The organism is Roseovarius ramblicola (genome assembly GCF_042430665.1).
GTDB classification, from domain to species: Bacteria; Pseudomonadota; Alphaproteobacteria; order Rhodobacterales; family Rhodobacteraceae; genus Roseovarius; species Roseovarius ramblicola.
Window position 1 is genome coordinate 62,070 of record NZ_JBHMEC010000003.1, and the last position, 20,041, is coordinate 82,110.

Annotated in this window: 21 protein-coding genes; 13 read left to right on the forward strand and 8 right to left on the reverse strand. The window is 68.7% G+C overall.

All coding sequences use genetic code 11. From position 1 onward, the window contains the following. Nucleotides 1–94: 94 nt before the first annotated feature. The gene (locus ACFFU4_RS01895) at nucleotides 95–1,801 is read left to right on the forward strand and encodes a tetratricopeptide repeat protein (protein ID WP_377066485.1); all 1,707 of its coding nucleotides are present in this window, start codon (nucleotides 95–97) and stop codon (nucleotides 1,799–1,801) included. Further along, entirely contained in the window at nucleotides 1,788–2,624 is an 837-nt protein-coding gene (locus ACFFU4_RS01900; protein WP_377066487.1) for a 4-(cytidine 5'-diphospho)-2-C-methyl-D-erythritol kinase, read from the forward strand. The genes ACFFU4_RS01895 and ACFFU4_RS01900 overlap by 14 nt, the downstream gene beginning before the upstream one ends. 7 nt (nucleotides 2,625–2,631) lie before the next feature. Here the strand turns inward: ACFFU4_RS01900 and ACFFU4_RS01905 are convergent, their stop codons facing one another. Continuing rightward, complete coding sequence (locus tag ACFFU4_RS01905; protein WP_377066489.1) at nucleotides 2,632–3,633, reverse strand: polyprenyl synthetase family protein; 1,002 nt, start codon at nucleotides 3,631–3,633, stop codon at nucleotides 2,632–2,634. A 52-nt stretch (nucleotides 3,634–3,685) separates the two neighbouring features. On the opposite strand from ACFFU4_RS01905, the gene ACFFU4_RS01910 reads away from it, so the two are divergent. The 3 genes from ACFFU4_RS01910 (at nucleotide 3,686) to ACFFU4_RS01920 (ending at nucleotide 4,946) form a co-directional block, all read left to right on the forward strand. Then, nucleotides 3,686–3,901: a putative signal transducing protein gene (locus tag ACFFU4_RS01910; protein WP_377066491.1), complete on the forward strand. Its 216-nt coding sequence runs from the start codon at nucleotides 3,686–3,688 to the stop codon at nucleotides 3,899–3,901. Next, nucleotides 3,891–4,655, forward strand: a complete 765-nt coding sequence (locus ACFFU4_RS01915) for a tRNA1(Val) (adenine(37)-N6)-methyltransferase (RefSeq protein WP_377066493.1) — start codon at nucleotides 3,891–3,893, stop codon at nucleotides 4,653–4,655. Before ACFFU4_RS01910 ends, ACFFU4_RS01915 begins: the two co-directional genes overlap by 11 nt. A 120-nt stretch (nucleotides 4,656–4,775) precedes the next feature. Next, the gene (locus ACFFU4_RS01920; RefSeq protein ID WP_129434444.1) at nucleotides 4,776–4,946 is read left to right on the forward strand and encodes a YdcH family protein; all 171 of its coding nucleotides are present in this window, start codon (nucleotides 4,776–4,778) and stop codon (nucleotides 4,944–4,946) included. A gap of 63 nt (nucleotides 4,947–5,009) precedes the next feature. Here ACFFU4_RS01920 and phbB read toward each other — a convergent pair whose 3' ends face one another. From phbB to ACFFU4_RS01935, 3 genes are all read right to left on the reverse strand, one after another. Further along, complete coding sequence (gene phbB / locus ACFFU4_RS01925; protein ID WP_377066496.1) at nucleotides 5,010–5,732, reverse strand: acetoacetyl-CoA reductase; 723 nt, start codon at nucleotides 5,730–5,732, stop codon at nucleotides 5,010–5,012. A 174-nt stretch (nucleotides 5,733–5,906) separates the two neighbouring features. After that, nucleotides 5,907–7,082, reverse strand: coding sequence for an acetyl-CoA C-acetyltransferase (locus ACFFU4_RS01930; RefSeq protein WP_377066498.1), 1,176 nt, complete (start codon nucleotides 7,080–7,082; stop codon nucleotides 5,907–5,909). A 111-nt stretch (nucleotides 7,083–7,193) separates the two neighbouring features. Then, a complete protein-coding gene (locus ACFFU4_RS01935; RefSeq protein WP_377066500.1) occupies nucleotides 7,194–8,030 on the reverse strand; it encodes an EAL domain-containing protein in 837 nt (278 codons plus the stop codon). Nucleotides 8,031–8,138: 108 nt separating this feature from the next. On the opposite strand from ACFFU4_RS01935, the gene ACFFU4_RS01940 reads away from it, so the two are divergent. The 6 genes from ACFFU4_RS01940 (at nucleotide 8,139) to ACFFU4_RS01965 (ending at nucleotide 13,960) form a co-directional block, all read left to right on the forward strand. Then, nucleotides 8,139–8,705 (forward strand): DNA-3-methyladenine glycosylase I, encoded by a 567-nt coding sequence (locus ACFFU4_RS01940; protein ID WP_377066502.1) that lies wholly within the window; start codon nucleotides 8,139–8,141, stop codon nucleotides 8,703–8,705. Nucleotides 8,706–9,105: 400 nt separating this feature from the next. After that, complete coding sequence (locus ACFFU4_RS01945; RefSeq protein WP_377066504.1) at nucleotides 9,106–9,906, forward strand: alpha/beta hydrolase; 801 nt, start codon at nucleotides 9,106–9,108, stop codon at nucleotides 9,904–9,906. A gap of 630 nt (nucleotides 9,907–10,536) precedes the next feature. Then, nucleotides 10,537–11,727, forward strand: coding sequence for a dual-specificity RNA methyltransferase RlmN (gene rlmN / locus ACFFU4_RS01950; RefSeq protein WP_377066506.1), 1,191 nt, complete (start codon nucleotides 10,537–10,539; stop codon nucleotides 11,725–11,727). Next, entirely contained in the window at nucleotides 11,724–12,677 is a 954-nt protein-coding gene (locus tag ACFFU4_RS01955; protein WP_377066508.1) for an amidoligase family protein, read from the forward strand. The genes rlmN and ACFFU4_RS01955 overlap by 4 nt, the downstream gene beginning before the upstream one ends. After that, entirely contained in the window at nucleotides 12,674–13,399 is a 726-nt protein-coding gene (locus ACFFU4_RS01960; protein ID WP_377066510.1) for a gamma-glutamyl-gamma-aminobutyrate hydrolase family protein, read from the forward strand. The genes ACFFU4_RS01955 and ACFFU4_RS01960 overlap by 4 nt, the downstream gene beginning before the upstream one ends. A gap of 381 nt (nucleotides 13,400–13,780) precedes the next feature. Beyond that, nucleotides 13,781–13,960, forward strand: coding sequence for a hypothetical protein (locus ACFFU4_RS01965; protein WP_377066512.1), 180 nt, complete (start codon nucleotides 13,781–13,783; stop codon nucleotides 13,958–13,960). A 33-nt stretch (nucleotides 13,961–13,993) separates the two neighbouring features. Here ACFFU4_RS01965 and ACFFU4_RS01970 read toward each other — a convergent pair whose 3' ends face one another. Together ACFFU4_RS01970 and mutM are read right to left on the reverse strand one after the other, a co-directional pair. Beyond that, nucleotides 13,994–14,770 (reverse strand): enoyl-CoA hydratase, encoded by a 777-nt coding sequence (locus ACFFU4_RS01970; RefSeq protein ID WP_377066514.1) that lies wholly within the window; start codon nucleotides 14,768–14,770, stop codon nucleotides 13,994–13,996. An 81-nt stretch (nucleotides 14,771–14,851) separates the two neighbouring features. Continuing rightward, nucleotides 14,852–15,703 (reverse strand): bifunctional DNA-formamidopyrimidine glycosylase/DNA-(apurinic or apyrimidinic site) lyase, encoded by an 852-nt coding sequence (mutM, locus tag ACFFU4_RS01975; RefSeq protein WP_377066516.1) that lies wholly within the window; start codon nucleotides 15,701–15,703, stop codon nucleotides 14,852–14,854. 97 nt (nucleotides 15,704–15,800) lie between these two features. Between mutM and ubiE the strand changes: the two genes are divergently transcribed. Together ubiE and ubiB are read left to right on the forward strand one after the other, a co-directional pair. Next, nucleotides 15,801–16,544 carry a bifunctional demethylmenaquinone methyltransferase/2-methoxy-6-polyprenyl-1,4-benzoquinol methylase UbiE gene (gene ubiE / locus ACFFU4_RS01980; RefSeq protein ID WP_377066518.1) on the forward strand — a complete coding sequence of 248 codons (744 nt, stop codon included), beginning with the start codon at nucleotides 15,801–15,803 and terminating at the stop codon, nucleotides 16,542–16,544. Next, a complete protein-coding gene (gene ubiB / locus ACFFU4_RS01985) occupies nucleotides 16,541–18,073 on the forward strand; it encodes a 2-polyprenylphenol 6-hydroxylase (RefSeq protein WP_377066520.1) in 1,533 nt (510 codons plus the stop codon). The genes ubiE and ubiB overlap by 4 nt, the downstream gene beginning before the upstream one ends. Before the next feature lie 20 nt (nucleotides 18,074–18,093). On the opposite strand, the gene ACFFU4_RS01990 is transcribed toward ubiB, so the two are convergent. Both ACFFU4_RS01990 and fliK read right to left on the reverse strand, forming a co-directional pair. Then, entirely contained in the window at nucleotides 18,094–18,780 is a 687-nt protein-coding gene (locus tag ACFFU4_RS01990) for a flagellar hook capping FlgD N-terminal domain-containing protein (protein WP_377066522.1), read from the reverse strand. 12 nt (nucleotides 18,781–18,792) lie between these two features. Next, nucleotides 18,793–20,007 (reverse strand): flagellar hook-length control protein FliK, encoded by a 1,215-nt coding sequence (gene fliK / locus ACFFU4_RS01995; protein ID WP_377066524.1) that lies wholly within the window; start codon nucleotides 20,005–20,007, stop codon nucleotides 18,793–18,795. Nucleotides 20,008–20,041 lie beyond the last annotated feature (34 nt).

Sequence of the window (20,041 nt, forward strand, 5' to 3'; positions counted from 1 at the left end):
CGGGTGCGGCGCGATCTCCGGGGCGCACCGCATTGCCTTGGGCCCGGTGGCACATTAGGTTTGACCGGTGGTTTTCAGCAGAAGGGGCTTCATCGTGACGCATCGCAGGATTCTGGCCGCGCTCGCCGTGTTGGTGACGCTGGGCGCGCAGGTCGCGGCGCAGACACCGTCGGGCGCCTATCTTGCCGCGCGCCACGCCCGCGCGCAGGGTGACGTCGCTGCCGCCGCGCAGTATTACGCGCAGGTGCTGACGCGCGATCCGGGCAATCCCGCGATCCTCGAAAACGCCGCCTTCGCCTACATGGCGCTGGGGCAGACCGACCGTGCCGCAGCGGTGGCGCGCAAGCTGGAAGCGGAGGGTGCGAAGAGCCATGCCGCGCAGATCCCGCTCATCGTCGAGGCGGTGCGGAACGAGGACTGGGACGGGCTGATCGCGCGCATCGAGGCCGGGCGCGGGGCGGGCGATCTGGCCGACGGCATGATCGCGGCCTGGGCCGAGATCGGGCGCGGTGACATGTCGGCGGCGCTGGCGCGGATCGACGCCGTCGCCGGGGAGCGGGGCATGCGCGGCTTTTCGCTCTACCACAAGGCGCTGGCGCTGGCGGTGGCGGGCGATTTCGAGGCCGCGGATGCCGTATTTTCCGGCGAGTCCGACGGTCCGGTGCAGCGCACGCGCAGCAGTGTCCTGGCCTGGGTGCAAGTGCTCAGTCAACTGGGCGAGACCGAGCGCGCGCTGGCCATTCTCGACGACAGTTTCGGCACCGAGCCGGGCCCGGAAGTCGCGGCGCTGCGCGCGCGGCTGGAGGCCGGTGAGACGGTTCCCTTCACGCTGGTCGAGGGGCCGCGCGACGGTGTGGCGGAGGTGTTCCTGTCGCTGGCCCGCGCGCTGAGGCAGGATGCCGACAACGAGTTCGTGTTGATCTATGGGCGCGCCGCCGAGGCGATCGACCCCGGGCGCGTGCACGCCACGATCATCGCTGCCGAGACGCTGCAGAGCATGAGGCAGTACAAACTGGCCATTGCGGCCTTTGCCAGCGTGCCGCGGGATCATCCGGCCTTTTACACCGCCGAACTGGGACGCGCCGAGGCGCTGCGCGCCACCGGCAAGCCCGACGCGGCGGCGGAGGTGCTGGCACAGCTTGCCGCGCGCTTTCCCGACATCGTGGAAATCCACGTTGCGGCGGGCGACCTGCACCGCGAACAGGAGGAATACGAGGCCGCCATCGCCGCCTATGACCGCGCCATCGCCCTGCTTGAGGCGCGCGACACCCCCAACTGGTTCGTCCGTTACGTGCGTGGCATCGCCCATGAGCGGCTCGACAACTGGCCCGAAGCCGAGGCCGATTTCCGCCGTGCGCTAGAGCTGAACCCCGATCACCCGCAGGTGCTAAACTATCTGGGCTACACGATGGTCGAGAAGGGAATGAACCTCGACGAGGCGCTGGGCATGATCGAGCGCGCGGTCGCGGCGCAGCCCGACAGCGGCTATATCGTCGATAGCCTCGGCTGGGTGCTCTATCGGCTGGGCCGTTACGACGAGGCCATCGGCCACATGGAGCATGCCGCGGAACTGATGCCCACCGACCCGGTGGTCAACGACCACCTGGGCGACGTGCTCTGGGCCGTGGGGCGCGAGACCGAGGCACGATTCCAGTGGAGGCGCGCGCTGTCGCTGCACAAGACCACGCCGTCGCCCGATCTCGACCCCGAGCGGGTGCGCCGCAAGCTGGAGGTCGGGCTCGACAAGGTGCTGCGGGAAGAAGGGGCCGATCCGCTCCGGGTGGTCGATGACGGCGGCTGAGGCGGCTGTTCACGAGGCGGCACCGGCCAAGATCAACCTTGCCCTGCATGTGACCGGGCGGCGGGCCGACGGCTATCATCTGCTCGACTCGCTGGTGGCGTTCGCCGACGCGGGGGACCGTGTGACCGCCCGCGCCGCCGGGCAGACGCGGCTGCACGTGACCGGGCCGATGGCCGCCCGGGTGCCGGTGGACGCGCGGAATTCGGTGCTGCGTGCCGCCGCGCTGATCGGCGTGAGCGCCGATATCACCCTCGACAAGCACCTGCCCGCCGCCGCCGGGATCGGCGGCGGATCGAGCGACGCTGCGGCCACGCTGCGCGCGCTGGCGAGGCTGGGCGACAGGCCCCTGCCCGAGGCGCTGAGCCTCGGGGCGGATGTGCCGGTCTGCCTGTTGGCAGGGGCCGCGCGGATGTGCGGGATCGGCGAGGACGTGGCGCGGGTGGAGGGCCTGCCCGCGCTCGACGCGGTGCTGGTGAACCCGGGCGTACCGGTGGCCACGCCCGAGGTGTTCGCCCGGCTGGAGTGTCGCGGGAATGCGGCGATGCCCGAGGTGCTGCCGCGCTGGCGCGACGGGGCCGACTGCGCGCGCTGGCTGGCCGCGCAGCGCAACGACCTGGAGGCCCCGGCGCAGGCGCTCTGCCCCGCGATCGGCGCGGTGCTGGAGCGGCTGCGCGCGGGCGCGGGATGCACGCTGGCGCGGATGTCGGGATCGGGTGCCACCTGTTTCGGCCTCTGCCCCGACGCGGCGACGGCGCGGGCCGAGGCGGCGCGGATCGCGGTGGAACGGCCCGATTGGTGGGTGGTGGCCACGCGGCTCAGGTAAGGTGTGCTCAGGTGAGGCGCGCAAACACGTAATCGGCGAGGTGATCGAGCATGTCGCGCACCGGGTGCGCGGGCAGCACCCCGAGCGCGCCGCGCGCCTCCGCGACCCACGCTATGGCGGCGGCGCGGGTGGCGTCGAGCGCGCCGCGCGCGTGCAGGATATCGAGCGCGCGGTCGAGATCGCCGTCCTGCTGATCGCCCTTCTCGATGGTGCGCCGCCAGAACGCGCGCTCGCCCTCGTCGGCCTGCGCCATGGCGCGGATCACCGGCAGGGTGACCTTGCGCTCGCGGAAATCGTCGCCCACGTTCTTGCCGGTGGATTTGGCGTCGCCCTGGTAATCGAGCAGATCATCGACGATCTGGAAGGCGATGCCGAGCGCATCGCCGTAATCATGGAGTGCCGCGATCCGGCGTTCCGGCGCGCCCGCGATCACGCCGCCCACCTGCGTCGCCGCCGAGAAGAGCGCCGCCGTCTTGCCGCGCACCACCTGGAGATAGAGCGCCTCGGTGGTGGCGAGATCGCGCGCCGTGCTGAGCTGAAGCACCTCGCCCTCGGCGATGGTGGCGGCGGCGTCCGACAGGATGTCGAGCACGCGCAGCGATTCGGTCTCGACCATGAGCTGGAAGGCACGGGCGAAGAGATAATCGCCCACCAGAACGCTCGACTTGTTGTCCCACAGGAGATTGGCGGTGGGCCGTCCCCGGCGGCTGGCGCTCTCGTCGACCACGTCGTCGTGCAGGAGCGTGGCGGTGTGGATGAATTCGACGGTGGCGGCGAGGCGCACGTCGTGATCGCCCGCGTAGCCGCACAGGTCGGCGGCGGCGAGGGTCAGCATCGGGCGCAACCGCTTGCCGCCCGCCTCGACGAGATGGGCCGTCACCTCGGGGATGCGGGGGGCATGGCGCGACGCCATGCGCGCGCGGATGAGGGCGTCGACATCGCCAAGCTTGGCGGCGAGATGCGCAGCGAGCGCCTCGTGCGGTTTGGTGGCTGCGTCGTCCAAGCCCATCCTTTTCCCCCGGCCCTCGACAAAGGGCGCACGGTGCCCTTATCTCGCGATCATGAGACAGTTATACCGCACCACCGACATGGCAAACATGGCATTTGCCAAGGCGCTGCTTCAGGGCGAGGATATAGACTGCTTTGAAATGGACGTAAACATGAGCGTGCTGGAAGGCTCGATCGGGATTTTCCCGCGCCGCCTGATGGTGGGCGAGGACGATTTCGACGCGGCGCGCGCGGCGCTTCTGGATAACGGGTTCTCGCTTGAGGAGTGAGCCGTTTGCCGGGGACGACCTGAGCCACGACGCCTTTCTCGGCGGGCGGCTGGAGATCGCGCAGCCGCGGCGGGGATATCGCGCCGGGATCGACCCGGTGCTGCTCGCCGCCGCGGTGCCCGCGCGGACGGGGGAGACGCTGCTCGATCTGGGCTGTGGCGCCGGCGTGGCCGCGCTCTGCGTCGGCGCGCGGGTGCCGGGGATGCGGCTGGCGGGGCTGGAGCGTCAGCCCGCCTATGCCGCGCTGGCGCAGGGCAACGCGGCGCGCAACGGGATCCCGATGGAGGTGGTGACCGGCGATGTCGCCGCGATGCCCGAGACCCTGCGGCAGCGGCAATTCGACCACGTCATCGCCAACCCGCCGTATTTCGACCGCGGCGCGGGCACGCGCGCCGCCGATGCCGGGCGCGAGGGGGCGCTGGGCGAGGCGCTGCCGCTGGCCGACTGGGTGGCGGCGGCGCTGCGGCGCTGCCGTCCCGGCGGGCATGTCTGCGTCATCCACCGCGCCGAGCGGCTGGGGGAACTGCTGGCGGCGATGCGCGGCTCGGTCGAGGTGCTGCCGCTGATTCCCCGGCGCGGGCGGGCGGCGCGGCTGGTGCTGGTGCGGGGGCGCAAGGGCGGGCGCGCAGCGCTCCGGCTGTGCGACGGCTGGCTGCTGCATGACGGGGCGTGCCACCCGGGCGACCGGGAAAACCTCACGGCATCAACGGCATCGGTGCTGCGCGATGCGGCCGCCCTGCCGTTTTGCCGTTGAATTGGCGAAAATGCGTTCGGAAAAAAGCCGCGCATCCTGCACGCGCAGCGTGACAGAATTGTAAAACTGTGCTGCAATTCCCATGTCCTTTGGACACCCATTTCACTGAGGAGACAGCCAATGAGCTTGAGTTCGCATATCGAGGAACTGAAGAAGAAGCACCACGCGCTCTCGGAAAAGGTGGAGGCGGCGCAACGCGCCCCGGGGGTAAGCTCGCTGGAACTCGCAGAGCTCAAGAAACAGAAACTGAAGATCAAGGAAGAAATCGAGCGCCTGACAGTCAACGCCTGACGGTCAACGCCTGACAGACGGCGCGGGCCGGGCGCATTGCCCGGCCCGCTTGCTCTCGTGTGATTACGAGAAAAACTGCCCGCCATTGGCGGAGATGGTCGAGCCATTGATGAAGCTCGCGTCGTCGGAGACGAGGAAGGCCACGCAGCGGGCGATTTCCTCGGGCTCGCCGAGGCGGCCTGCCGGGATCATGCCGATGATCGCCTCGCGCACCTTTTCCGGCACCGCCATCACCATCTCGGTCGCGATGTAGCCGGGGCAGACGGCGTTGGCGGTGATACCCTTGGCCGCGCCCTCTTGCGCGAGGCTGCGCACGATGCCGAGATCGCCGGCCTTGGTCGCGGCATAGTTGGTCTGGGCGAACTGGCCCTTTTGCCCGTTGACCGAAGAGATCACCACGACCCGTCCAAAGCCGCGCTCGCGCATCCCCGGCCACACCGGATGGACGGTGTTGAACACGCCGGTGAGGTTGGTGTCGATCACCTCTTTCCACTGCTGCGGAGTCATCTTGTGGAACGGTGCGTCGCGCGTGATGCCCGCGTTGGCCACGACGATGTCGATGGGGCCGAGATCGGCCTCGACCTGCGCGATTCCGGCCTTGGACTCGTCGTAATCGGCGACGTTCCACTTGTAGGTCTTGATGCCGGTCACATCGGTGAATTTCGCGGCGGCCTCATCGTTGCCGGCATAGGTGGCGGCAACGGTGTAGCCGTCGGCCTTGAGCGCCTTGGAAATGGCGGCGCCAATTCCGCGCGATCCCCCGGTGACGAGTGCAGTTCTGGCCATGATATCCTCCGCTATGGCTTGGTTCGTAAGGTGATTACCGGTTTGACCGGGTGAGCGCAACAATGTTGCGCGGTAAATTCTCTGCGATGCGGCCACGACCTGCTGCGGGCCGGAAAAAAGGGCGCCCTTTGCCGGCGCCCTTTGGTAATCCGTGCCCGCGTCACCGCGCGCCGGTCACGGGCGCTCGACGCAGAGCGCGACGCCCATGCCGCCGCCGATGCACAGCGTGGCGAGACCCTTTTTCGCACCGCGGCGCTGCATCTCGAACAAGAGCGTGTTGAGCACGCGGCAGCCCGAGGCCCCGATCGGGTGGCCGATCGCGATGGCGCCGCCGTTGACGTTCACGATGTCGGGGTTCCAGCCCATCTCCTTGTTGACGGCGCAGGCCTGCGCGGCAAACGCCTCGTTGGCCTCGACAAGGTCGAGGTCATCGACGCTCCACCCCGCCTTTTCCAACGCCTTGCGGCTGGCATTGACCGGCCCGACGCCCATGATCGACGGATCGACCCCGGCGGTGGCGTAGGAGGCGATGCGCGCCAGCGGGGTGATGCCGCGGCGCTCGGCCTCATCGGCGGACATCAGCAGGGTGGCGGCGGCCCCGTCGTTGAGACCGCTGGCGTTGGCGGCGGTGACGCTGCCGTCCTGCGCGAAGGCCGGGCGCAGCTTTTGCATGCCCTCGATGGTGGCCCCGTGGCGGATGTATTCGTCCTTGTCCACCACCGTCTCGCCCTTGCGGGTCTTGACGGTGAAGGGGATCACCTCGTCATCGAAGCGGCCTGCCTTCTGCGCGGCCTCGGCCTTGTTCTGGCTGGCCACGGCGAACTCGTCCTGCGTCTCGCGGGTGACCTGCCACTTGTCGGCGACGTTCTCGGCGGTCTGGCCCATGTGGTAGCCGTTGAACGCGTCCCACAGCCCGTCGCGGATCATCGTGTCGATATATTTCATGTCACCCATCTTGTGGCCCGCGCGCAGATGCGCGGCGTGCGGCGAGAGCGTCATGCTTTCCTGCCCGCCGGCGCAAACGATCTGCGCGTCGCCAAGCTGGATATGCTGGGCCCCGAGCGCCACCGCGCGCAGGCCCGAGCCGCAGACCTGGTTGATGCCCCAGGCCGCCGATTCGATGGGCAGGCCGGCGTTGACGTGCGCCTGGCGCGCCGGGTTCTGGCCCTGCGCGGCGGTCAGCACCTGGCCGAGGATGGTCTCGGAGACCTCGGCCTTGTCGATGCCCGCGCGCGCGACCACTGCCTCGAGCACGGCGGCCCCGAGATCGTGGGCGGGGGTGGTGGCGAACGCGCCGCCGAACGAGCCGACAGCGGTGCGCGCCGCGGACGCGATTACGACATTGGTCATGGATATCCTCCTCCGGGATGATGCAGGCGCGGGGCGCGCCGTGTTTCCGCCGCGTCATAACGCAATCGCTGCGTCGCGGCAACGGGCACGGCCCTTTGCCGCGGGCGCGGCTCAGCCGGTGGCCTGCGCGAACCCGGTATCGAGCCAGGGCGGGCGCACCGTGGGCGCGCCGAAATAATAGCCCTGCAGACAGTCGATCCCGAGCGCCGAAAGGTAGGCGGCGTCGTCGGCGCGCTCGACGCTCTCGGCGACGGTGACCATATCGAACTGCCGCCCGATACTCAGCAGCGCGGCGGCGAGCACCTGGTTGTCGGCGCTGGTGGCGATGCCGCGGATGAACTGCCCGTCGATCTTGAGAATGTCGAAGAAGAAATCCTTGAGGAATCTGAACGATGTGTAGCCGGCACCGAAATCGTCGAGGGCGAATCCCACCCCCCTGCCCTGCAACTCTGTCATGAACCCGATGACAAGCTCGGGCACCAGCATGGCCGAGCTTTCGGTGATCTCGAGGATCAGCCGCTCGGCGATGGTGGGGTCGGCATCAAGCCCCTTGTTCAGCGTGCGCATCCAGCGGCGGTAGCCGATGGAGCGGGCTGACATGTTGATGGACAGCCGCAGGTCGGGGTATTCGGCGAGGGTGGCGAGCCCCTTTTCCAGCGCCAGGCAGTCGATGATGCGCCCGCTCTCGCGGGTTTCCAACTGGGTAATGAACTCGCGCGCGGGGATCACGCGGCCGGTTTCGTCGGTGACGCGAATCAACCCCTCGTAGAAGGCCGGGCGGTCCGTTTGCCCGGCGGTCACAACCGGCTGAAAGGCGAGCAGCACCTGGCGGTGGCGGATCGCCGCCTCGACCATGTCGATCACCGAGCGGTCGCGCGTGGACACGGCATAATTGAGCGGGCTGTCATGCCCGGCGGGGATATCCGCCCATTTTCCCTTGCGCGCCATGCCGCCCTCCGATTCCGAATGCGCTTGCAGGGTGCGCGTCCGGCCTTAAGGTTCGCTTAAAGCGCGCATTTGAACGAATTTCCGCAGGATGGCAGGCAGGAGGGCCGCATGGAACGCTGTGGCTGGGCAGGCGGCGACACGCTCTATATCGCCTATCACGACACCGAATGGGGCGTGCCCGAGCGGGACGGCCGCGCGCTGTGGGAGGCGCTGGTGCTGGAGGGGTTTCAGGCCGGGCTGAGCTGGATCACCGTGCTGCGCAAACGCGAGAATTTCCGCGCGGCGTTTCAGGGGTTTGACCCGGAGGCGATCGCGGAATGGGGCGAGGACGAGGTGGCGCGCCTGCTGCGCGATCCGGGCATCATCCGCCATCGGGGCAAGATCGAGGCGACCATCGGCAACGCGCGCGCATGGCAGGAGATCGAGGCGGGGCCGGGCTTTGCCCGCTACATCTGGGATTTCGTTGACGGCAGGCCGGTGCAGAACCGATTCGCGAGCCTCGCGGAGGTGCCGGCCGATACGGAGATGTCCCGTAAACTCTCGAAGGACCTCAAGCGGCGCGGCTTTCGCTTTTGCGGGCCGACCACCGTCTATGCGTTCATGCAGGCGGCGGGGCTGGTCAACGATCACCTGGTGAGCTGCCCCTGCCACGCGCGGGTGGCCGGGATGGGGTGAGCGAGGGGCGAATCCCGCATCGGTATCGTGTCGGTATTCTGTCGGTATTCCGGCGGTGCGGCAAAGCGGAGACCGAGGCGGAACGTCGGGCGGCGTTCCAGAGGACGTTGGAGGGCAGGTGCGGACGCCGCTGCAAGCAGGATGGTCACGATCGACGGGAGTCAGCCCGAAGCGGTCATTGCGAAAACCCACGGGGCTGATCAGACCGCACATTCGCAGCGCTCACGTTCTATGTCTCAGTTGCGGGACAAAGCTGCCGATGGACGAAGGACCGCTTGCGGGTGCTCGTTCAGAATTCGTGATTTTTGCACGCTCTAGCATGAACTCAAAGAGCCGGGACCGACGCGCACGTCGCGTTCAGGCGGTCAGAATGCCAAGGCTGGATTGACTAGACATACTGGTGACGGCTAGCCTTACCAAGTCGGCACAATTTCTCGATGTTACGCAGGGAAAAACGATCTTCATGAAAAGGGACGTCCTGTTCATTCATGGCTGGTGGGCTTCTGATTGGGTCTGGTCCCAGGTTGCGGATCAGTTTTTATCGGCGGGTTTCAATGCGCATGTCGTCACACTTCCTGGTCCAGAAAGCGATCGGTCAAGATTTTCCGACAATCTGGAATACGCACTCGAGGCCGCTCGATCGCTCGGAAATCCGATCCTTGTAGGACACAGTGCCGGAGGTCTTCTGGCAATGAAGATGTGTGAAACCATCAATCCACCGGCCTGCATCGCCATCACGCCTGCGGCTCCGGCAGGCGTGATGCCGCGTCCAAGTTGGCTGTTGCTTCGGTTTTTGGTCGCGGCGTTGCCGTCGATCGCGTTTGGCCGCGAGTTTCTTCCGCGCTCATTGCTACGCCAGATCGACCTCAATCTCCTCTCGGCGGCGGAACAGGATGATATCCTTGAGAAGATGCGTCCGGTTTCGGCGTCTCAGGTCCGCATGATCGCACCCTCGCTGATCGGTGTTGACCGCAGCCGGATTCACACACCGTTGCTGATCGTGGGTGCTTCCGAGGATCGTTTGACACCGGCGGCGCAAACCCGAGCCATTGCTCGCCGTTATGGTGCTGACTATCGGGAGTATCCGAACGCAGCGCACTATATCCTTCGCGAACCAGCCTGGTCCGATATGACGTCCGACGTGATCGATTGGCTCAATGAGCAACAGACCGGATCATTGCAGCAGCTTCAGGCCCAGTAGTCGCGGCAGCGGCGGTATCTCGTGATTTCTGCACGCACTTTGAAGTCGTTTCGGATAAATCCATCAAACCGCGACAGGTCCATTGTGCTGCTGAGCAAGAATGAAACAAGCCGGATCAAACAACTTAATCGATCACGGACCACCAAAGACCGGATAGCCGATGCTGGCATCGAACTCATGAGCCAACCGGACGCGCAGAAATCTTGATTTTGCACGCCAACTTTGAGGAAGAAGACCTTCGCCGCATACTGCCGAATGAGCAATTTGGGCTCTCCCCCGGCATTCGCCGCACTCAGCTTGAAGGTCTGCTGTCGGGAAACGGGCCAAACTTTGCAAACTCCACTTCCTGCGCCAACCCGACCTTCGTCGCGCACGCAGCAAACGCAGGCTGGGTGCCAATCCCCCACACCCGGCGGCACGGATAATGGTGGGTTTCGCCCACCCTACGGCCGGGTTCCGGCCTGTTACGGACCGTGGGGACAGTGCCCTGAGCCGCGCGGGGGATGTTTGTGAGGTCCGCGAGAGACGCGCGGGCGTTGGGGGGCACCTCCCCCGCCCACCCCACAACGCCTGTTTCGGAATCGGCCCCGATGCCCTATATGACCCATCACCCCGACCACAGGACGCACCATGACCCAGACCGCCCCGATCACGCAGGATGTGCTGACCATCCCCCGCAAGGCCCCCGAGGGCGAGCGGATCAACATCGTCGGGCTGACGCGCGATGCGCTGCGGGCGGCGCTGATCGAGGCGGGCACGCCCGAACGCCAGGCGAAGATGCGCGTGAACCAGATCTGGCAATGGGTCTATCAATGGGGGGTGCGGGATTTTCACGCGATGACCAACCTCGCCAAGGCGTATCGCGCGATGCTGGCCGAGACCTTCGTGATCGCGCTGCCGGAGGTGGTGAGCCGTCAGGTGAGCGCCGACGGCACCCGCAAGTACCTGGTGCGGATCGCGGGCGGGCACGAGGTGGAAGTGGTCTATATCCCCGAGACCGACCGGGGCACGCTCTGCATCTCAAGCCAGGTGGGCTGCACGCTGACATGCAGCTTCTGCCACACCGGCACGCAGAAGCTGGTGCGCAACCTGACCGCCGGAGAGATCATCGGGCAGGTGATGCTGGCGCGCGACGACCTCGACGAGTGGCCGAAGCGCGGCGAGGCGGCGGGCGAGCGGCCGCGCCTGATCTCCAATATCGTTCTGATGGGCATGGGCGAGCCGCTTTATAATTTCGAGAATGTCCGCGACGCGATGAAGATCGCGATGGATGGCGAGGGGATATCGCTGTCGCGCCGCCGGATCACGCTGTCGACAAGCGGGGTGGTGCCGGAGATCGCCAAGACCGCGGAGGAGATCGGCTGTCTGCTGGCCGTGAGCTTTCACGCCACCACCGACGAGGTGCGCGACGGCCTCGTGCCGATCAACAGGAAGTGGAACATCGAGACGCTTCTGGGGGCCTTGCGCGAGTATCCGCGGCTCAGCAATTCGGAGCGGATCACGTTCGAATACGTGATGCTCAAGGGCGTCAATGACAGCGATGCGGACGCGCGGCGGCTGGTGCGGCTGATCGCGGGCATCCCCGCCAAGATCAACCTCATCCCGTTCAACGAATGGCCCGGCGCGCCCTACGAGCGCAGCGACTGGGAGCGGATCGAGGCGTTTGCCCATATCCTCTACAAGGCCGGGTATGCGAGCCCGATCCGCACGCCGCGCGGCGAGGATATCATGGCCGCCTGCGGACAGCTCAAATCCGCCACCGAACGCGCGCGCAGGCCGCGGCGCGAGATCGAGGCCGAGGCGGGAGCCACCCGCCCTTGACCGGATTCGCGCCGCTGCCGCAGCCCCTGAACGCCGATGGCGCGGCGCGGCGCGTGGGCGTGGAGATCGAGCTGGGCGGGCTCGACGAGGCGCGGGTGGCGCGGATCGTGGCCGACCGGCTGGGCGGGCACGCGGTGCAGGAGGACAGCCATATCTGGGCGGTCCGGGGCAGCGGCATCGGCGATGTCGCGGTCTATCTCGACATCTTTCTGCGCAAGGCGCAGAAGAGCCGGTTGCGCGACCTGGCGCTCGATCTTGGCCGCGAGGTGGTGCCGGTGGAGATCGTCACCGGCCCGCTGGACATGGACGGGCTGGCGCGGCTCGACGATCTGCGCGAGGCGCTGCGCGACGCGGGGGCGCTGGGCAGCGGCGCGGGGCTGATCTTTGGCTTTGGCGTGCATTTCAACATCGAGGTGGCGGGCGCGCGGGATGCCGACACGGTGCGCCCGCTGCTGGCCTATGCGCTGGTCGAGGACTGGCTGCGCTCGGCCTACCCGATCGACGAGTCGCGCCGCCTGCTGCCGTTCACCGACCCCTACCCCACCGATTTCGTGCGCGCCCTGATCGAGGCGGGGCCGGGGGCGACGCGCGATCAGGTCACCGGGCTCTATCTGGCGCTGACGCCGAGCCGGAACCGGGGTCTCGACATGCTGCCGCTGCTGGCGCATTTCGACGCGGGTCGCATCGCCGCCGCGATCTCGGACAAGACCTCGGCGCGGCCGACCTTTCATTTCCGCCTGCCCGATTGCCGGATCGACGAGGTCGACTGGACGCTGGCCGGGGAGTGGTGGCGCTGGGTGGCGGTGGAGAGGGTGGCGCGCGACGACGCGCTGCTGCGGCGGCTGTCGGATGCCTGGCTTGACGATCACGGGCTGGTGACGCTGTCGCGCCAGCACTGGGCGGCACGCGCGGGCCGCATCCTGCTGACGGCGGGGATCGACACCGCATGACCCGATCCGGCCCGCGCCCCGTGATCGGGGTCACCGTCTCGCGCCGGTCGGGATGGCGCATCTACCCGCTGATCGCGCTCAACCTGTGGCTGGCGGGCGGCTGCGCGCGGCGCTGGCAAGCCGGGCGCGGGATCGACATGGGCACGGTGGACGGCGTCATCATCGGCGGCGGCGACGACATCTCGCCCGATCTCTATGGCGGGCGGCTGGTGACGTCGGCGCGGCTCGATCCCGACCGCGACGCGCTGGAGCGGGGCGTTGTGCTCGATGCCTTCGCGCGGGGGATGCCGGTGCTGGGGATCTGCCGGGGCAGCCAGATGCTCAACGTCGCGCTGGGCGGCACGCTGCACCAGGACGCCTATGCCACCTACGCGGCGAGCGACCACCGGCGCACGGTGCTGCCGCGCAAAGAGGTGCGCATCGTGGCGGGAACGCGGCTGGCGCGGCTGGCGGGGGACGCGCCGATGAAGGTGAACGCTCTGCACAGCCAGGCGGTGGACGGGCTGGGCGAGGGCCTGCGCGTGGCGGCGCACGATCGCGGCGGCATGGTGCAGGCCATCGAGCGGGTCGAGGAGCCGTTCGCGCTGGGGGTGCAGTGGCACCCCGAGCACCTGTTCTACGCAAGGCGGCAGATGGGGATATTCCGCGCGCTGGTGGCCGCCGCGCGGGCGCGGGGGGCAGAGGCGGCGCAGCTTGCCGGGGTGGACGCCGAGGCGGGGTGAGCGAGGGGCATTCTGGCCTTGAGCGGACGTTGGAGTGAGCCGCGCGAGGGCCCGACCGCGGGTGGGCGCTCCAACGATGAAACGGCGCGCTTTATGGTGCCATATACTCCGGCGTTATCAGTAGTTTGAGACGTGGAAAAGCGCCCGCCCGGGGGGCGGGTCATGCCGGAGGCATGCCTCTGGCATGACCGCTCGCGCGGCGGTGCCTTGCGGCACCTTGATTCCGCGCGGGGACATGCACCCAAGGTCCGCTCCAGACCAAAAGCGCGCCACTCCGACCGGCCCCGACAATTCCGCGCGCCCGCCACAATCGCGCGCGATTGTCGCCATATCGGGACAGTATCGCTGGATCATCAAGCAACCGTATCACAGGTGGAAACGATGAGACTTGAGAGCACAAACGACATCCACGCCCTTGTCATGGGCGAGCGCGCCAAGGCCGTGTCCGAGCGCGAATGGCATCACCGGCTGCGCGGCTACGGCTATGCCATCCGCGACGATGCCGAGGGCGCCTATGTCACCTCGATCCTGCGCGGCGGGGCGCTCTGCCGGCTGAACTGAGGCCCGGGGCACGGCGATGCCCCCCGGCGCGGCTCACTTGTCGCGGAACTGCGCCTCGCGCTTTTCGGCGAAGGCGGCCATGCCCTCCTTTTGGTCGTCGGTGGCAAACAGCGAGTGGAACAGACGCCGCTCGAACAGCAGCCCCTCGCGCAGGGTCGTCTCGTAGGAGCGGTTGACCGCCTCCTTGGCCGCCATCACCGAAATCCGCGATTTCTCGGCGATCTTCTGTGCCGCCGACATCGCCTCTTCCATCAGTTTCTTGGCGGGGACGATGCGGCTTACCAAACCGGCGCGCTCGGCCTCTTCGGCATCCATGAAGCGGCCCGTCAGGTTCATGTCCATCGCCTTGGCCTTGCCGATCGAGCGGGTCAGGCGCTGCGTGCCCCCCAGACCGGCGATGACACCGAGGTTGATTTCGGGCTGGCCGAATTTCGCGGTGTCCGCGCAGATGATGAAATCGCACATCATCGCCAGTTCGCAGCCGCCGCCCAGCGCATAGCCCGACACGGCGGCGATGATCGGCTTGCGGACGCGCATGATGGCGTCGCTGTCGGCGGTGAAGAGGTCCTCTGTGAACACCTCCGCGAAGCCCTTGCCGCTCATCATCTTGATGTCGGCCCCGGCGGCGAATGCCTTTTCCGAGCCGGTGAGCACGATGCAGCGCACCTTGTCATTGGCCTGCGCCTCGGCGAGCGCGCGGGCCAGTTCCGACATGAGCTGATCGTTGAGCGCGTTGAGCGCATCGGGACGGTTGAGCTTGATGAGGGCTATGTGATCGTCCACTTCGACGATGATCGTCTCATAGGCCATGAAGTCTGCTTTCGGTGGTTTCGGAAGGGTCGACAGGTCTGATCAACCCGAGTCATTACCATTCTGGCGCGCCCGATCAACCTATCTTTGGCAGCGCGGGCAGTAGAAGCTGGAGCGCGCCGATTGCACGATCCGGGCGATTCGCGCGGCGCAGCCGGGGGTATGACAGGGCGCGCCCTCGCGGCCATAGACGTCGAAACCGTGCTGGAAATAGCCCAGTTCGCCATCGGCCTGCCGGTAATCGCGCAGCGACGAGCCGCCCGCGGCGATGGCGTCGCGCAGCACGTCGCGGATGACGGGGACGAGGCGGCCCACGCGCCGCTGCCCGACATTGCCCGCCAGGCGCCGCGGCGAGATGCGGGCGCGGTAAAGCGCCTCGCAGACGTAGATATTCCCCAGCCCCGCGACGATTCGCTGGTCCAGGAGGGCGGATTTGACGGGGGTGCGCCGCCCGGCGAGGGCGGCGGCGAGATGGCCCTCGTGAAAGCCGTTGCCGAGCGGTTCGGGGCCGAGGCGCGCGAGCAGCGGATGCGCCTCCACGGCGTCGGTCGGCATCAGGTCCATCGCGCCGAAGCGGCGCGGGTCGTTGAAGGTGATGCGCGCGCCGGTTTCCATGTCGAGGATCACATGATCGTGTTTCCCGGGCGCCGGGTGGTCGTGGACGAAGCGGCCCACCGGCGCGCCCGAAACCAGCATCCGCCCCGACATGCCGAGGTGCACCAGCAGCGTCTCGCCGGTCGAGAGATCGGCCAGCAGGTATTTCGACCGCCGCCGCAGCGCCAGCACGCGCGCGCCGGTCAGCCGCGCGGCCATGTCCGGCGGAAACGGCCAGCGCAGGTCGGGGCGGTTGATGCGGGCGCGCGCGATCACATGCCCCTCCATCACCGGCGCAAGGCCGCGGCGCACGGTTTCGACCTCGGGCAATTCGGGCATCGGGCACCTCGGCGCGTGAAAGGGGCGCATTGTCACCCCCGGTCAGCGGCCTATAAGAAGGGCGAGGGACACGGAATGGCAAGAGCCGGGGCAGGCCATGAGCGAGAAAACCACGCATTTCGGATACCAGGAGGTGCCCGAATCGGAAAAGGCGGGCCGCGTGCGCGGGGTGTTCGGCTCGGTGGCGTCGAAATACGACGTGATGAACGACGCGATGTCCCTGGGGATTCACCGGGTCTGGAAGGATGCGATGATGGACTGGCTGGCACCGCACCCCGGCCAGAGCCTGCTCGACGTGGCCGGCGGCACCGGCGATATCGCGTTCCGCTTTCTGCGGCGCGCGGGGCACGGCCACGCCACGGTGCTCGACCTGACCGAGGCGATGCTGGTGGAAGGGCGGCGGCGCGCCGAGGCCGAGGCGCTGGCCGGGAGCCTCGACTGGGTGGCGGGCGACGCGATGGCGCTGCCCTTTGCCGACAACAGCTTCGACGTCTACACGATCAGCTTTGGCATCCGCAACGTGACGCGCCCGCAGAACGCGCTCAATGAGGCGTTTCGCGTGCTGCGGCCCGGCGGGCGGCTGATGGTGCTGGAATTCAGCCAGATCCCGAACGACCTGATGCAGAAGGTCTATGACCTCTATTCCTTCAACATCATCCCGCGGCTGGGGCAGACCATCGCGAATGACCGCGACAGCTATCAGTATCTCGTCGAGTCGATCCGCCGCTTTCCCGACCAGGAGACGTTCCTGGGCATGGTGCAGGGCGCGGGCTTTGGCAACGCGAAATACCGCAACCTGAGCATGGGCATCGCGGCGCTGCATTCGGGCTGGAAGATTTGAGGGGGCCGCACAATATCCTGCGGCTCATTCGCACCGGCGCGACGCTGGAACGCACCGGCGCGATGGGCCTCATCATGGAGGCGTTCGAGGCGCCGCCGCTGGTGCGCGCGACGATGCGCGCGCTGGCCTGGCCGTTTCAGTGGCTGGGCTATCCGGGCGATGCGACGATGCCGTCGGCGGTGCGCGCGCTGACGGCGCTGGGGCCCGCCTATATCAAGTTCGGCCAGATTCTCAGCACGCGGCCCGACCTCGTGGGCGAGGAGCTTGCGGCGCAGTTGCGCGTCCTTCAGGACAAGCTGCCGCCGTTTCCCATCGACACCGCCAGGACGGAGATCGGCACCGAGCTGGGCCAGGCGGTGGACGCGATGTTCGACGATTTCAGCCCGCCGGTGGCCGCCGCCTCGATCGCTCAGGTGCACAGGGCGCGCATCCGCGAGACCGGCGAGACCGTGGCCGTCAAGGTGCTGCGGCCCGGCATCGAGCGGGCGTTTCGCCGCGATATCGACGCATTCTACTTTGCCGCGCGCATGGTCGAGGTGCTGGCGCCGGGCGCGCGGCGGCTGCGGCCCACGGATGTGATCGCGCATTTCGAAGGCGTGGTCATGGGCGAGCTCGACCTGCGGCTCGAGGCGGCCTCGGCCTCGGAATTCGCGGCCAATACGGATGGCGACGCGGGCTTTCGCCTGCCTTCGGTGCACTGGCACCTGTCGTCGCGCCGGGTGATGACGATGGCATGGGCCGACGGCGTGCCGATGGGCGATAACGCGGCGCTCGATGCCGCGGGGCATGACCGGGCGGCGCTGGCGACGCGGGTGCTTCAGCTCTTTCTCAGCCACGCGCTGCGCGACGGCTATTTCCACGCCGACATGCACCAGGGCAACCTCAAGGTCGCCGCCAACGGCGATATCCTGGCCTATGATTTCGGGATCATGGGCCATATCGACGAGTACACCCGCCGGGTCTATGCCGAGATCCTCTACGGCTTCATCAAGCGCGATTACCGGCGGGTGGCGGAGGTGCATTTCGAGGCGGGCTATGTGCCGCAGGACCGCGACGTGGATGCCTTTGCCCGCGCGCTGCGGGCGGTGGGCGAGCCGATCTTCGGCATGGACGCGAGCCGCATCTCGATGGGCAGCCTGCTGAGCTATCTGTTCGAGGTGACCGAGCGGTTCGGGATGGAGACGCGCACCGAGCTGATCCTGTTGCAGCGCACGATGGTGGTGGTCGAGGGGGTGGCGCGCTCGCTCGACCCGCAGATCAACATCTGGCAGGTCGCGCGGCCCGTGGTCGAGGATTACATCCGCCGCGAAATGGGGCCGCGCGCGGCGGTGCGCGATCTGGGGCGCACGGCGCTGGTGCTGTCGCGCTATGGCCCGCGGCTGCCCGGCCTCGTCGAGGCGGCGCTGATCCGGCAGGCGGCCCCGCAAGCCCCGGCGCCGCAGCGCCGCTGGCCCGGGCGGCTCGCCTGGGGCGCGGCAGGGGTCGCGGCGGGCGCGGCGGCGGCGCTGCTGGGCGTGGCGCTGATGTAAGGATGTAATGCGGCGCGGGGTCAGCCCTGCCGGGGCGGACGCAGGCCGATCACCTCGGCCGGGGCGACGCTCTGGCCGTTTTCCAGCACCAGCCGCACCGTGCCGCCGTCAAGCCGCGTCTCGGCCACGCGGCTGCGCATATGCGCATCGTGGCTGGCGATGGTCTGGCCCGCGGCGAGCGACCGCACCGAGAGGGTATAGCCGCCCTCGGGCAGCGCCCGGCCCTGCGCGTCACGCCCCACCCACAGCACGGCGCCGCTCTCGGCGGGCAGCGCGCTGCGCGCCACCTCGGTGCCTTGCGCGTCGCTGACCACGAGTTCGGCGGCATCGGCGCGGGGATCGACCGCCGCCTCGATCTGTACCGGCTCGCCGGTGAAGCGCACCGGCGCGCGCACCTCGGCCTCGAGCCCGATCCAGCCGGGGAACTGTCCCATGCCGAGCGTCGCCATCTGCGTGCCGAGGCCGGCGAGCAGATCGTTGGTCTGCACCTGCTGCTCGACCGAGGAGAAGGTGGCGAGCTGTACCGCGAAATCGGCGGAGTCCACGGGGTTGAGCGGGTCCTGGTTCTGCATCTGCGTGGTCAGCATGCGCAGGAAGGTCTCGAAATCCGCGCTGAGCGCGGGGCGGCCACCCGGTGCGGCCCCGGCTGCGGAGGCGAGCGGGGCGGGGGCCGGGAGGCCGGTGGCGATGCCTGTGATCTGGTCCATTGTCTGTCCTTTCTAGAGCCTGATATCGAGCCGTTCGCCCGGCACGAGCAGCGCCACCGTGACCGGCGCGGCGGCCTCTGGCGGGGCCGGGCCGGGCGCGGCGGCAAGGTCGGGCGCGGCGGCGGTGCCCGGGCCGCGCGCATCCGGGTCGCGCTCCGCCCCCGCGCCGTCTTGCGCAAAGGCGAACTGTGCGCCGTCATAGCCGATCTCGAGGAATTCGCGCGCCAGCATGTCGATGTTGCGGCGCATGAGGTCGAGCGTCTCGGGGCGGTCGGCGGTGACCGTCACGCTGAGCCCGGCCTCGGACGGGTGCAGGCGCAGGCGCACGCGTCCAAGCTCCTCGGGGCTGAGGCTGATCTCGACCGTGCCGCGCGGGGCACCGCCCTCTGCCACCTGCGCGATTCGCAGGGCGATCTGGCGCGGGATGCCGGGCGCGGCCGCCGCGTCCGGCGGCGCGGCGGTGCCGGCCAGCATCAGGGCGGCGCGGGTGTCGGGCGCGGCGACGGCCGGATCGGGGCGCGCCGGGTCCGACGCGGCCGCCATCGCCGCGGCAAGAGGCGCGGGGATTGCGGCCTGCGGCACCGCAGGCATGGCGAGGGGCGGACGCACCGGGATGCCGCGCGCGAAAGATGTCTCCGGCGCGGTGGGGCGCGGCGCCGGGGCGGAGGGTCCGCTGTCCCCGGCCCTGTCCGCTGCCCTGTCCGCTGCCCTGTCCCCGGCCGTGTCCGCGCCGTTGCCGCCGCCCGCCGGGGCGCGCAGGCGCCCTGCGGCGGGCGCGACCGGTGCCGGCCCGTCCGCGCGGTGCGATGCGACGGCGGCACCCGCCCGATGTGCCGGTATCGGGACGTCCGGTGCCGCGGCGGCGCGCGGCGCCGCGGCCTGTTCGGCGGCACCGGGCCCGCCGGGCCCGTCTGACACGTCTGACACGTCTGACACGTCTGGCCCGTCCGACGCCCCGTCCAGCTCCTCCGCGCCCCGCCTGTCATCCCGCCTGTCATCCCGCCTGTCATCCGGCCTGTCATCCGGCCCGGCAGTGCCGTCGGTATTCCCGGCGGGGCCGGTCGCGGCGGCGGGACCGGCGGAGTCCGCCTCTGCGCCATGCCGCCCGGGCGCGTCCATGACGGTGCCAAAGGCGGGACCCGCGCCGGGCGGGGCCGCCCGTGGTCGCGCCACACCGCCCGCCATGGCCGGGCCCGGTATCGTGCCGCGAAGCTCCGTGACAGTCATGCTGTGCCCCTATCCGGTCCGGTATCCGTTCATC

Excerpts from the sequence above, each read along its gene's own strand:
- ubiE (WP_377066518.1), top strand. The coding sequence starts at position 15,801 with ATGAGCGAGAAAACCACGCATTTCGGATACCAGGAGGTGCCCGAATCG.
- fliK (WP_377066524.1), bottom strand. The coding sequence starts at position 20,007 with ATGACTGTCACGGAGCTTCGCGGCACGATACCGGGCCCGGCCATGGCG.
- ACFFU4_RS01965 (WP_377066512.1), top strand. The coding sequence starts at position 13,781 with ATGAGACTTGAGAGCACAAACGACATCCACGCCCTTGTCATGGGCGAG.
- ACFFU4_RS01920 (WP_129434444.1), top strand. The coding sequence starts at position 4,776 with ATGAGCTTGAGTTCGCATATCGAGGAACTGAAGAAGAAGCACCACGCG.
- mutM (WP_377066516.1), bottom strand. The coding sequence starts at position 15,703 with ATGCCCGAATTGCCCGAGGTCGAAACCGTGCGCCGCGGCCTTGCGCCG.
- ACFFU4_RS01970 (WP_377066514.1), bottom strand. The coding sequence starts at position 14,770 with ATGGCCTATGAGACGATCATCGTCGAAGTGGACGATCACATAGCCCTC.
- ACFFU4_RS01935 (WP_377066500.1), bottom strand. The coding sequence starts at position 8,030 with ATGGCGCGCAAGGGAAAATGGGCGGATATCCCCGCCGGGCATGACAGC.
- ACFFU4_RS01910 (WP_377066491.1), top strand. The coding sequence starts at position 3,686 with ATGAGACAGTTATACCGCACCACCGACATGGCAAACATGGCATTTGCC.
- ACFFU4_RS01900 (WP_377066487.1), top strand. The coding sequence starts at position 1,788 with ATGACGGCGGCTGAGGCGGCTGTTCACGAGGCGGCACCGGCCAAGATC.
- ACFFU4_RS01990 (WP_377066522.1), bottom strand. The coding sequence starts at position 18,780 with ATGGACCAGATCACAGGCATCGCCACCGGCCTCCCGGCCCCCGCCCCG.
- ACFFU4_RS01940 (WP_377066502.1), top strand. The coding sequence starts at position 8,139 with ATGGAACGCTGTGGCTGGGCAGGCGGCGACACGCTCTATATCGCCTAT.
- phbB (WP_377066496.1), bottom strand. The coding sequence starts at position 5,732 with ATGGCCAGAACTGCACTCGTCACCGGGGGATCGCGCGGAATTGGCGCC.
- ACFFU4_RS01905 (WP_377066489.1), bottom strand. The coding sequence starts at position 3,633 with ATGGGCTTGGACGACGCAGCCACCAAACCGCACGAGGCGCTCGCTGCG.
- rlmN (WP_377066506.1), top strand. The coding sequence starts at position 10,537 with ATGACCCAGACCGCCCCGATCACGCAGGATGTGCTGACCATCCCCCGC.
- ACFFU4_RS01930 (WP_377066498.1), bottom strand. The coding sequence starts at position 7,082 with ATGACCAATGTCGTAATCGCGTCCGCGGCGCGCACCGCTGTCGGCTCG.
- ACFFU4_RS01960 (WP_377066510.1), top strand. The coding sequence starts at position 12,674 with ATGACCCGATCCGGCCCGCGCCCCGTGATCGGGGTCACCGTCTCGCGC.